Raw genomic sequence first — 12,588 nt, 5'->3', positions numbered from 1 at the left:
TTCAAAAAAATGAGTGTGCCTATTTTAATTCAGCCAATCTTTTTTTAATGGCTTCATAGTTCACGTTATCATTTTTAAATGCATAGATAATCGCTAAATTTTCTAATGTATTTACGTGTTTCGGATCTATATCAAGGGCTGCTTTATAGAAAGGAATAGCTTGATCGATGAATTTAGTCATCTTAATACCCAGTTCATTAAATTCCTTAGTTTTTTTAGGATCTAAAGCATTTCTTTGAGTTTGTACAGCAAGTGCTTGTTTGTAGTAAGTATCACCTAAAAGAGATTGGTAGTTAGCATTTTTAGGATCTTTTGCTACCAATTTAGTGAGCATTTCCTGAGATTTAGCTATATCTCCCTTTTTTAGATAAATATCAGTTTCAAGACCAATAAAATATGGGTCCTCAGGATATTTAGCAGATGCTTCTTGTAGTAAACTTAAACCTGCAACGCTATCTTTTATCTCATCAAAAGTAGTTTTGATAATATCAGAGTAAAGCATTTTAGAATCTTTATAATTCAGCTCAATAGCTTTTTTAAAGTTTCTAACTACTTCAGGGTAATTCTTTGCTTCTTTAGCCACAACACCAGCATTGATAAACATAGCTGTGTCATTCGGGTTTTTAGCAGTTACTTCATTAAATGCTGCTAATGCTCCGGCAAAGTCCTTTTTTTGATAAGCGTAAATCCCCCTGTTTCTCATTGCATCCTGAATGGTTAGGCGTGCATTCTCGATATTTTCTTTTTCGTTGCCTTTAGTATCTAAGGCTTTTGCTTTTTCAACTGCTTCTTCAGCAATTTTCTGATTTGCAGATGAATTAGCAGCATCAAGTGAATCTACTAATGCAATTCTCGAAGCAAATAATGCTCTGTACGACCAAGACTCAACCAGGTCTTTTGATTTCTCATGAGCAATTGCTTTATCTGTGTGTGCCAGCCCTTCATTTAGAGTTTTTAAATTGTCGGCTAAGGTTTTGTCTTTATTTAAAGACAAAAGTGCCCATTGTTTTTTTGCAGCTTCAATTTCACTCTTTTGTGCATTAGCAAGTGTGGCAACACCTACAAATAATAAACTAAAAAGTATCTTTTTCATTTTATTTAATATATGTTCAACAATTATGATTTTTAGTCTTCAGTTTCGTCTTCTGCATCATCTCCAGCTTCTTCATCGCTTGTTTCTTCTTCAGTAGTATCCTCATCTGGAGCAGCTTCAAGAGCTTCACCATCTACTACAACATGGCTTTCAGTTGCTTCTTCAGTTTCTTCGTCATCGTGATCAATTCTGGCTACTGAAGCAATCTCATCATTACCTTTTAAGTTAATTAAACGTACACCTTGTGTAGCTCGTCCCATTACTCTTAATTCGCTAACAACAATTCTAATAACAATACCTGATTTATTGATGATCATTAAGTCATCAGAATCAGTTACGTTTTTGATTGCAACAAGCGTTCCTGTTTTCTCAGTAACGTTAATGGTTTTAACACCTTTACCGCCCCTATTTGTAACACGATAATCTTCTATATCGGTACGTTTGCCATAACCTTTTTCTGATACAACAAGAACAGTAGCTCCTGGATCATTAACAGCAATCATGCCAACAACTTCATCATTTTCATGAGCAAGTGTTACACCACGAACCCCGGTAGCAGTTCTTCCCATTGGTCTAACCTTCTCTTCGTTAAAGCGAATTGCCCTTCCAGAGCGCAATGCCATAACAATTTCGCTGGTTCCTGTAGTTAAACTTGCTTCAAGTAGCTGATCTCCCTCATTAATGTTGATTGCATTGATACCATTAACTCTAGGTCTTGAATATGCCTCCAAAGAAGTTTTCTTAATTGTTCCTTTTTTGGTACACATGATGATATAGTTATTTTCAAGGTACTCCTGATCCTTAAGATTTTTAACCTTAATAAAGGCTTTAATTTTTTCTTCTTTAGGAATATTGATGATATTTTGGATAGCCCTTCCTTTACTTAACCTCGATCCCTCTGGAATTTCGTATACTCTTAACCAGAAGCAGCGACCTGTTTCGGTAAAGAACAACATGTAGTTGTGATTAGATGCAATTAGCATGTGCTCAATGAAGTCTTCATTTCTTGAATCACTTCCTTTTGAACCCTTTCCGCCTCTGCCCTGTGTGCGATATTCAGTTGCAGGAGTACGTTTAATATAACCCTCATGAGAAATAGTAATTACAACTTCTTCATCCTCGATGAAGTCTTCCATGCTCATGTCTTCGGCAGAGTGTACGATCTGAGTTCTACGCTCATCACCGTATTTTTCTCTCATTTCAGTAAGCTCTTCAACAATTATCTGCATACGCTTACCTTCATCTGCCAAAATAGATTGTAAGTACTCTATAGTTTTCATTAACTCATTGTACTCTTCCTTAATTTTATCACGCTCCAGACCGGTTAATCTGCGGAGTGTCATATCAAGGATGGCTCTGGCCTGAATATCACTTAGTCCAAATTTCTCCATTAAGCCTAGTCTGGCTTCTTCTGGTGTATCAGAACTACGGATCAAGTTAATTACTTCATCTAAATGATCAAGGGCAATTAACAAGCCTTCTAATATGTGAGCGCGTTTTTGTGCTTCGGCTAATTCAAACTTGGTTCTGCGGATTACTACTTCGTGACGGTGCTCAACGAAATGCTGAATCAGGTCTTTTAGATTTAATAATTGTGGTCTGCCTTTAACCAGTGCAATGTTATTTACACTAAATGATGTTTGTAAGGCAGTTTGTTTAAATAAGTTATTTAATACAATTGAAGCATTTGCGTCACGTTTAATTTCGTAAACAATACGGATTCCGTCTTTGTTAGACTCATCCTTAATATTCGAAATACCTTCAATTTTTTTCTCTCCAACAAGCTCAGCAGTACGCTCAATCATCATTGCTTTGTTTACCTGGTAAGGTATTTCAGTTACAATGATTGTTTCCCGTTCTTTCGTAGCTTCAATTTCGGCTTTGGCACGCATAACTATACGGCCTCTACCTGTTTCAAATGCTTCCTGAACACCAGTATAACCATAAATTATGGCCCCTGTTGGAAAATCAGGTGCTTTAATATGTTTCATCAGTTCTGCAACTGTAACATCGTTGTTTTCAATGTATGCTATGGTTGCATTAATTGACTCTGTGATATTGTGAGGAGGCATATTTGTTGCCATACCTACAGCAATACCCGAAGAACCATTGATTAGTAAGTTTGGAACTTTTGAAGGAAGCACAGTAGGCTCCTGTAATGAATCATCAAAGTTTAACTGAAAATCTACAGTGTCTTTATTAATGTCGGCAAGCATTTCCTCTGCAATTTTTTGGAAACGGGCCTCTGTATAACGCATTGCTGCAGGAAAGTCACCATCAATTGATCCAAAGTTTCCCTGTCCCTCAACCATTAAATAACGTAAGCTCCATTCCTGGGCCATCCTTACCATGGTATTATAAACAGAAGCGTCACCATGTGGGTGATACTTACCCAGTACCTCACCTACAATACGTGCAGATTTTTTATATGGTTTATTGTTTGTTAATCCCAGATCGAGCATACCGTATAACACGCGGCGGTGTACTGGTTTTAATCCATCACGTACGTCAGGCAATGCCCTTGATACGATAACCGACATCGAATAATCGATGTAAGCTGATTTCATTTGCTCGTCAATATCGATTCTTATTATTTTGTCGTTTTCTTGATTTTCTAAATCTTCTGCCATAAATATTAATGTTCCTTAAGAACGATTTAAATGTGGTATTCTTATAACCTTGCGAAGCTAATAAAAAAAGCGCCATTAAGGCGCATTGTGGAAAAATTTTAACGTAAAAATTAGGCTATTATCAGACCCATTCTATACCTTTTTTAAGCTTGCTTAAAGTATAAGATTCATCACTGTTTGGAAGGGTTTGATGATTGTATATCCATTTGGCCATAGGTGGCAAACTCATTAAAATAGATTCAATTCTGCCATTGGTTTCGAGACCAAATTTTGTTCCTGCATCATACACCAAATTAAATTCAGCATAACGACTTCGTCGCAGATATTGCCACTCTTGCTGTTTCTCGTCAAATTCTTTATCTCTGTTTCTATCAATTAGTTCTGTATATGCGGGGATAAAAGTATTACCAACAGCTACAGAAAAATCAAGGATCTGATCAAACGATAAACCGGTATTTTCCGGTTTCAATCTATCATAAAAAATGCCTCCCACTCCTCTTGTTTCTTCACGATGTTTAATAAAGAAATAATCATCGGCATGAGCCTTAAACTTAGGATAAAAAGAAGTGTCAAATTCGTCGCAGGTATGTTTCAACAGATGGTGGAAATATCTTGCATCGGTATCAATAATATAATGTGGGGTTAAATCTATGCCTCCTCCAAACCATCTTGTTTCCTCATCCATTTCGAAGTACCTGATATTCATATGGATTATAGGTACAAATGGGTTATTAGGATGCATTACTATGGACACACCTGTAGCAAAAAAGTTCTCACTATCAACCTTAAAAGCTTTTCTAATGGAGTCTGGTAATTTACCATGAACTGCCGAGAAGTTAACGCCGCCCTTTTCTATAACATTACCGTGTTGTAATATACGGGTCCGGCCACCACCTCCACCCTCTCTATTCCAAATTTCTTCCTCAAATTTAGCTTTGCCATCTGTTAACTCAAGGCTTTTGCAAATCTGATCCTGAATTTGCTGATAAGCCACTACTACTCTATCTTTAAACACCATTTCTTTAAAACTATACAGACAAAGTTAACCTTAATAAAAAGGCATCATTCCTTTAATTTTCAGATAGTACATTTTTTTGACACTACTCCTCTTCAAAATTCAAATCGCGACCATAAGTCTCATCTAAATTATACAAACCGATGTATGCAAGCCCTACAGTTAATACAGCTAAACAAAGTGCTGCATTAATAATTCCTGTTCTTACTACCAGAAATTGAAATAAAAGCGTAACAAGGATCAGCGAGCCTCTTACCATATTTGGAACGCTGGTTGTTACAGTGGCGCGCAGATTTGTTCCAAATTGTTCTGCTGCAATGGTTACAAATACTACCCAATAACCTGTAAATAAGCCAAAGAATATACATAATATATAAAATCCAGTTGCTGTCCATCCGGTGTTTAGCAAATACACCAGCATGGTACAAAAGGTTAAGGTAATAAAGATGAAAACAATTTTTTTACGAGTTTTAAAAAGCTGGCTCAAGGCCCCGCTCAGGAAATCTCCTAATGAAATTCCTATATAAGTGAACATTACACCTTTACCATTATCCAGAACATCTACTGCATGCAATGCTTTTCCAAATTCAGGTGCTATACCCACCAAAATTCCTACTACAAACCATAATGGCACAGCTATAAGGATACAACTTAAGTACTTAGAAAAACGTTTCCAGGGAAAAAAAAGCATGAAGAAGTTTCCTTTAGTAACTTCCTTTTTAGACATATTTTCGAATAGGCCCGATTCAAAAACACCGAATCTTAAAAGCAGCAATATTATGCCAAGGCCTCCACCCACAAAAAAGGCAGTTCTCCATTCAAAAAAGTCACCAACTATATAAGCTGCAACAGCACCCATAAGCCCAATTCCGGCGACCAGCATAGTTCCATAGCCCCTCTTTTCTTTACTCATGCTTTCACTTACCAAGGTAATGCCAGCCCCAAGTTCCCCTGCTAAACCTATTCCGGCAATAAATCTTAATGCTGCATATACTGGAATACTGGTGGCAAAACCATTTGCAATATTAGCCAGAGAATACATAATTATAGACCCAAAAAGTACAGATAATCTACCTTTTTTATCACCCAGAATTCCCCAGAATATACCTCCAATAAGTAGTCCGGCCATTTGCCAGTTCATTAAATAAAGTCCTGTTTCTGTAATCTTATCTGCCGGAACGCCTAATGATGAAAGGCTTTTGTTTTTAATGATAAGAAATAAAAGAAGATCGTATATATCTACAAAATAGCCCAAAGCGGCTACTAGAATTAAAAAGAATACATTTTTATTCTGCTTGTTAATCATATAAATTTGTTTGGCTGCTGAAAATACAAACAAATTTTATTTCTAATAATACATTTTTAATAAAAAAACACGTATCAAAGCAGTTTAATGCAGATACGTGTTTAAATTTTCTGCTCTTATCTCAAAAGAGCTGCTATTACTAAGGTTTTACAGTTGTATCAGGTGGTAATTTGGTGGTATCGGTCGGCATAGTTTTACTGGTATCTACAGATTTTATTGTTGTATCTACCGCTGTACTGTCATTAGTACCCGATACATTCTTTGTTGAATTGCATGCTGAAGTGGCTATTATTATAGAGCCCGCAAAAGCAAGACTTAAAATTAACTTTTTCATAGGGTTGTTTTTAAGTTATATGTATTGAACAATGAACAAGGCGAGCCCATAAAAGTTTTAAAAAATTTATAAAGGCTTGATTATAACGCAAAAAAGGCCTTCCCGTTTTCACAGGAAAGCCTTTAAAAAATTAACTATTATTTATTTCTTTGGCATTAAAACACCATCTATTACGTAGGTTACGCCATTGCTTGAAATTACATCAGGAATAGTAATTTTAGCATCATTTACCCACCATGTGCCGTCTTTTTCAGTTAACTTAATTTTCTGACCCTGAACAGTTGTAAGTTCCATTCCATTTTTTAAATCAGACGATTTATAGCTTCCAGCAACCACATGATATGTTAACACACTGGTTAGGTCCTTTTTCATCGCTGGTTTCAATAAATTATCAACCGCACCGGCAGGTAATTTAGCAAATGCCTCATTTGTAGGTGCAAATACAGTAAATGGCCCTGTTCCACTTAATGTTTCAACTAATCCGGCTGCCTTTACCGCTGCAACCAAAGTAGTATGGTCGCTTGATCCCAGAGCATTTTCTACAATATTTTTAGAAGGAACCATCATTGCACCGCCAACCTTAACACCACTTTCAACAGTCGCCATAGCTGTGTCTGCAGCTGATGTATCCATTATTGAACTATCATTTGTTGTGTCGGTAGTTTTAGAAGAGTTACAAGCAGTAACCATAGCCAGTAATGCAATACCTGCGGTTAAATTTAAAAATTGCTTTTTCATAAAATTTAGTTTTGTTGTTTTAAGATTTTCGTTTTATTTAACATATAAACGAGAATAACAACAAAGCAGATTTTAATGATGCATTTTTAATTTATCAAGTAATTCAGGAGAAACATTTTCGGCATATACCCCATAAGCATCAATTAATACCCCTCTTAAATTGCCAACCGGCGATGATATGGCGTAAATTACAGCACTGTCATCCGGATCTGTCATTCCTTCAAATCTGTAGAATTCATCAATCTCAAACTCTTCTGGCATCAATTTTATATCAATTGATTTGCATTCAATAAAATCGGCGCTAAGGGTAAAATCGTATTCATAACCTCGTTTTTCAAGGTCAGATACTGCAGCTGTTAGGGTATCATATATATACATATCCTAATTTACTAAAAATTTACTTTAACTTGCTATATAAAATTTCATAGTTCAATAAACTTTCTGATATTTAAGCATCATGGTTGTATCAGAGAAAACCCTCAAATGGGGCTTGTGTTTATACCCTCCCATGCTGTTTCAGCGTATATGGGTGAAAAAATTTCATAAAGGATTTAGAGGTGTCGATGTAAAGATTAATAAAAGCATTTTCAACAAAAATTATAATGGTTCTATATTTGGCGGCACAATATATGCAGCAACCGATCCATTTTACGCTTTACTTTTTGATCAGCTACTTCAAAGACAAGGATTTAAAGTAAGGGTTTGGTTGAAAAGCGCTTCAATACAATATCTAAAACCGGGAAGGGGCAATTTATATTTTACTATATCCGTTACAGATGATATGCTAAACGATGCAATTGAAGCTTTAAATACTTCGGGGAAATTTGTAAAAGCTTATCCAATGGAAATAACCAATGCCGAGGGCGAAATATGTGCAACAGTTCTAAACGAAGTCTATGTTCGTAACCTTCATCAGGGAGAGCAACCAAGAATAGCTTATTAAATATTACCATTCGCTTAATAACATATACAAATGAATATCAGGAAACTAATTTTGCAGGGCGAAGGAACTACACTCGATTTCAAAAAGACAATTACAAACAATGAAAAGATTGCGAAAAGTCTGGTCGCATTTGCTAATAACAAAGGCGGACAATTACTTATTGGTGTAGCTGATGATGGTAGTATTAAAGGTGTAAAATCTGAAGATGAGGAGCGGTATATGATCACCAAGTCTGCACACCAGTTTTGTAAACCGGCAATAGAACCTGAATTTGAAGAAATTTATGTTGATGATAAGCTTGTTTTGGTAGTTAAAATTGCAGAAAGTGATACTAAGCCTCATTATGCGCTAGATGAAAATAAAAAATGGTGGGTTTATTATAGGGTTAATGATAAAAGCATTTTAGCCAGTAAGATCATTGTTGACGTGATCAAAAAAAGTAGCAAATCTGAAGCAAATCTGATTACTTACACTGAGCAGGAAAAGAAACTGTTTGAACATCTTAGTCAGGAAGGCCGTATAACTCTGAAACAATTCAGTAAACTTACACGCAGTTCTTACAGGCAGGCCCAAAAAATATTGGTAAGCTTAATTATAAGTGGTGTTATAAAACCCAACACATCAGAAAAGGAGGAGTTTTTTACAACAGTATAACTTACCTGACAACAAAATAGCCGACTTTTGCAAAATGTTGAATACCTTATACTCAAAGTACAAACCTTATTATTCTGATAATTTACGATTGGCATTGCCCATAGTAGTTTCTCAGCTGGGGCATACACTTGCACATCTTGCAGATAGTGTTATTGTTGGTCATTTTGCAGGTACAATTCAACTGGCGGCTGTATCGTTAGTAAACAGTTTGTTTATGCTCATCCTTGTTTTAGGTATGGGATTGGCTTATGGGTTAACCCCTTTAATAGCCCAGGAAAATGGACGTAAAAATTACGATGAATGTGGTAAGCTGCTTTCCAACAGTTTAATTATAAATTTCTTCATTTCTTTACTCCTTTATGGGTTTGTTCATTTAGGGACTTTATTGGTTATAGATCATATTGGCCAGGCACCTGAGGTAGTTGCGTATGCAAAACCATATCTTGGATTGCTTGGTTTTTCTATTATCCCGTTAATGATATTTCAAACTTTCAAACAATTTGCAGAAGGTTTAGGCTTTACAAAACAAGCTATGTTTGTGTCCATATGGGGCAATGTAATTAATATAGTTTTGGGTGTTGTTTTTGTTAAGGGGATGTTTGGAATAACTCCTATGGGGGTAAAAGGTGTTGGTTTAAGTACCTTAATAGATCGTACAGTTATGGCCATTGTAATGTCTATATATGTTATGCGATCTCCTGTTTTTAAGGTGTATGTTAAGCAATTTAAAATTAGCTTTTTTGATAAAGTAAGGGCATTTAAAATTGTGAAGATCGGGGCTCCGGTTGCATTGCAATATTCTTTTGAAATTAGCGCATTTAGTGGTGCTGCTATACTTATAGGAACCATTGGAGCTATTGAACAAGCGGCACATCAGGTAGCTATAAACCTCGCTTCTATTACCTATATGATGGCCAGTGGAATTGCTTCTGCAGCTACCATCAAAACAGGCAATAACTTTGGAAAAAATAACTTTAAAGATCTCAGACAATCGGCAATTGCAAGTTACCATGTAATAATATTGTTTATGACAATTACTGCCTTGTTTTTTGTTTTGGCAAATAACCTGCTTCCCTTCCTTTATACAGAAGATAATGCTGTAATTAGTATTGCTGCTCAGTTACTTATTATTGCTGGTTTTTTTCAGTTATTTGATGGTACACAGGTTGTGGGTTTAGGAGTTTTAAGAGGTATCGGAGATGTGAATATTCCGACCGTTATTACCTTTATTGCTTATTGGATAATTGGTATTCCTTTGGGTTACTTTCTGGGGATAAAACTGGAAATGGGTGTTAATGGTATTTGGTATGGCTTAACATTTGGATTGCTTACTGCCTCTATCCTACTGTTTATTAGATTTCAAACCAAAACAAGGGTCTTGCTATCCACAATCAGCGGCTAAGAGAAATAATATCGTAAAAAATTTTGTTTATTCATTAAGTTGAGGTAATATTGTCTACTAATTCGATAGATTTAATGTTATAATGAGTATACGCGAAAACCAGATCAGAATAGCCGTTACTAATAAATTGCAAGAGAAAAAATGGAAGCGCATAGCTTATATATGCCTCTTTATATTAGCTATCCTATTTATTGGTATAGCAATCTATACAAATTTCACTTATCAGGATGCTGTGGCATTTGGTCAGGATTTATACTCACAACTCGACGATAAGTTCTTATGGATGCTTCTTGTTGGTTTTATGGCTCAACTGGTTGATGGAGCTTTAGGAATGGGTTACGGAGTAATTTCTACTACCCTACTGCTGTCAGGTGGTTTAAATCCTGCAGTTATTTCAGGTAGTATCCATACAGCCGAAATGTTCTCTAGTGGGGCATCGGGTTTTAGTCATTATCGTTTTGGTAATGTAAATAAAAAACTCTTTAAAACATTATTGATCCCTGGGGTATTGGGGGCAATTGCGGGAGCACTATTATTGGGATATGCTGGCGAAGAGTTTTCAGTATGGATAAGGCCTGTAATTTCTATTTACACGTTGTTATTGGGAATAAGAATATTAACTAATGCCTTTAAAGAAAAACAGAAGCCTCAAAAGGTAAAGCGTGCAGGGTGGTTAGCCGGAGCCGGAGGTTTTCTTGATTCATTCGGAGGTGGTGGTTGGGGTCCCCTGGTTACCTCTACCCTTATTTCAAAAGGCCGTACACCTAAATACGTAATCGGGTCAGTAAGCTTAACAGAATTTTTTGTAACAATGGCAAGTGCTGTTACATTCTTTTTTATTCTTGGAGTAAGTCACTGGCAATCAATATTAGGATTAATTTTAGGTGGAGTTGTAGCTGCGCCTTTAGCCGCTCGTTTAGTAGGCAAACTTCCAATTAAAAAAATGTTTATAGGGGTTGGTATTATAGTAATTATATCAAGCGTACGTATAATTTGGATGTTTATAGATAAGTTAACTTAACCTAACAACATTAGTATCTTAATATATCCTGTAAAACTATTATTTAATTTTACAGAGTTAAATAAACGCTCCAAATGAATGTTAAATTAGTTTAATAATGGAACAGAATTCAGCTGGAATAGAAAGATACCATTGCCGCAGATGCTCAAAACCATTGGATTATCGAATTCCCAGGCAGCCACTTGTAAAAGCTATACTTTTTTGGGTTCCGCTTAAAAGGTATAAGTGTACTTCATGCGAAAAAAAGCAGTATGTAGTACTTAAAACATGAAGTGCATTGATAATTATCAATGCACTTTTTTTTAAAAACTTTCTGGAGTGATATTTATGCATGTTCTACTTTATAAATAGTAGTTTGAGTATAAGTTTCACCAGGTCTCAATACTGTACTTGGAAATTCAGGGATATTTATCCCATTCGGATGATGCTGTGTTTCAACACAAAAAGCTCCATATGGTTCATAATTTCTTCCCTCTTTCCCATGTTTTACATTAAGGTATTTAGCTGTATAAATATGGGCAATCGGTTCAGTTGAATAAACAGATAATTTTAAGCCTCCGGTCTCTTCTGTTGTTTCAGAAGCTAACGTAAGCTCACCATATTCTTTATCAAGTACATAGGTCTGATCATATCCCTCTTCCGGATCCCAGTCTCTCCCAAATTCTTTACCACCTAAAAAATCATGATGAGTTCCTTCTACCGGAATAAGTTTTCCTGTTACTACATAGTTCTCATCCTGTTCAAGGTAATAGCTGGCGGGCATTCTGTGGTGATGTTTAGCAATTGAGCCACCAGCTGGGTTAAGATTAAAATACCCATGATGTGTTAAATTAATAGCGGTCGCTTTATCAGTCGTTGCCTTAAAATCAAGAATCAATTCATCCTCATCTGTTAATTTAAAAGTTAATTGAATAGTAAGATTTCCAGGGAAGTTTTCTTCGCCATCCGGACTTACATATTGAAGTGTTGCGCTTGGATCTATAGTAGATAAAACGTCCCATACTCTCTTGTCATAGCCTATATCGCCACCATGTAAACAATCTCCTCCCCTGGCTTGCGACAATTGATATATCTCTCCGTCAATTGTAAATCTTCCATTTTTTATACGATTGGCGTATCTGCCAATTACGGCTCCCAAATAAGGATAATTTGCTAAATATTCTTCGCTTGTATATTGGTCAAAATCCTCAAATCCCAATACGATATCCTGTTTTTCGCCATTTTTATTGGTTACTATAAATTTACTTATTATAGCCCCATAATTGTATATTTTAACGTAGGTTCCTTTGGTATTTGTTAACTCAATGGCAAGTATCTCTTTGCCATCAATAATTTTACCAGTCTTTATCAGTTTAGTCTTCATTTATATATAATAAAATGTATTTTATGTTGAGCTGAACTTACTCGATTCGGTTCATAATTGTATATTTAGGGCCGGGTATTTTTAAAGCC

The 12,588-nt window shown here is 35.8% G+C and carries 12 protein-coding genes; 4 read left to right on the top strand and 8 right to left on the bottom strand.

The window, feature by feature from the left end; genetic code table 11:
* Positions 1 to 19: 19 nt before the first annotated feature.
* From CPT03_RS07730 to CPT03_RS07700, 7 genes are all read right to left on the bottom strand, one after another.
* Positions 20 to 1,093 carry a tetratricopeptide repeat protein gene (locus CPT03_RS07730; RefSeq protein ID WP_099438311.1) on the bottom strand — a complete coding sequence of 358 codons (1,074 nt, stop codon included), beginning with the start codon at positions 1,091 to 1,093 and terminating at the stop codon, positions 20 to 22.
* Positions 1,094 to 1,125: 32 nt separating this feature from the next.
* Positions 1,126 to 3,723: a DNA gyrase subunit A gene (gyrA, locus tag CPT03_RS07725; protein WP_099438310.1), complete on the bottom strand. Its 2,598-nt coding sequence runs from the start codon at positions 3,721 to 3,723 to the stop codon at positions 1,126 to 1,128.
* 121 nt (positions 3,724 to 3,844) lie between these two features.
* Complete coding sequence (gene hemF / locus CPT03_RS07720; protein WP_099438309.1) at positions 3,845 to 4,741, bottom strand: oxygen-dependent coproporphyrinogen oxidase; 897 nt, start codon at positions 4,739 to 4,741, stop codon at positions 3,845 to 3,847.
* Positions 4,742 to 4,823: 82 nt separating this feature from the next.
* Complete coding sequence (locus CPT03_RS07715; protein ID WP_099438308.1) at positions 4,824 to 6,044, bottom strand: MFS transporter; 1,221 nt, start codon at positions 6,042 to 6,044, stop codon at positions 4,824 to 4,826.
* Between the two features lie 139 nt (positions 6,045 to 6,183).
* Positions 6,184 to 6,378 (bottom strand): coproporphyrinogen III oxidase, encoded by a 195-nt coding sequence (locus CPT03_RS07710; protein ID WP_099438307.1) that lies wholly within the window; start codon positions 6,376 to 6,378, stop codon positions 6,184 to 6,186.
* A 141-nt stretch (positions 6,379 to 6,519) separates the two neighbouring features.
* A complete protein-coding gene (locus CPT03_RS07705) occupies positions 6,520 to 7,116 on the bottom strand; it encodes a fasciclin domain-containing protein (protein ID WP_099438306.1) in 597 nt (198 codons plus the stop codon).
* 72 nt (positions 7,117 to 7,188) lie between these two features.
* Positions 7,189 to 7,494, bottom strand: coding sequence for a phosphoribosylpyrophosphate synthetase (locus CPT03_RS07700; protein ID WP_099438305.1), 306 nt, complete (start codon positions 7,492 to 7,494; stop codon positions 7,189 to 7,191).
* A 79-nt stretch (positions 7,495 to 7,573) separates the two neighbouring features.
* Between CPT03_RS07700 and CPT03_RS07695 the strand changes: the two genes are divergently transcribed.
* The 4 genes from CPT03_RS07695 (at position 7,574) to CPT03_RS07680 (ending at position 11,136) form a co-directional block, all read left to right on the top strand.
* Positions 7,574 to 8,059, top strand: coding sequence for a DUF4442 domain-containing protein (locus tag CPT03_RS07695; protein ID WP_099438304.1), 486 nt, complete (start codon positions 7,574 to 7,576; stop codon positions 8,057 to 8,059).
* A 30-nt stretch (positions 8,060 to 8,089) separates the two neighbouring features.
* On the top strand, positions 8,090 to 8,713 hold the full coding sequence (locus tag CPT03_RS07690) for a helix-turn-helix domain-containing protein (protein WP_099438303.1): 624 nt from the start codon (positions 8,090 to 8,092) through the stop codon (positions 8,711 to 8,713).
* 34 nt (positions 8,714 to 8,747) lie between these two features.
* Positions 8,748 to 10,115: an MATE family efflux transporter gene (locus CPT03_RS07685; RefSeq protein ID WP_099438302.1), complete on the top strand. Its 1,368-nt coding sequence runs from the start codon at positions 8,748 to 8,750 to the stop codon at positions 10,113 to 10,115.
* A gap of 82 nt (positions 10,116 to 10,197) precedes the next feature.
* Positions 10,198 to 11,136, top strand: coding sequence for a sulfite exporter TauE/SafE family protein (locus CPT03_RS07680; RefSeq protein ID WP_099438301.1), 939 nt, complete (start codon positions 10,198 to 10,200; stop codon positions 11,134 to 11,136).
* A gap of 325 nt (positions 11,137 to 11,461) precedes the next feature.
* On the opposite strand, the gene CPT03_RS07675 is transcribed toward CPT03_RS07680, so the two are convergent.
* The gene (locus CPT03_RS07675) at positions 11,462 to 12,499 is read right to left on the bottom strand and encodes an aldose epimerase family protein (protein ID WP_099438300.1); all 1,038 of its coding nucleotides are present in this window, start codon (positions 12,497 to 12,499) and stop codon (positions 11,462 to 11,464) included.
* Positions 12,500 to 12,588 lie beyond the last annotated feature (89 nt).

Source organism: Pedobacter ginsengisoli, assembly GCF_002736205.1.
GTDB lineage: Bacteria > Bacteroidota > Bacteroidia > Sphingobacteriales > Sphingobacteriaceae > Pedobacter > Pedobacter ginsengisoli_A.
Note: the sequence above shows the minus strand (reverse complement) of the source record. Positions and strands in the feature narration are given on the sequence as shown.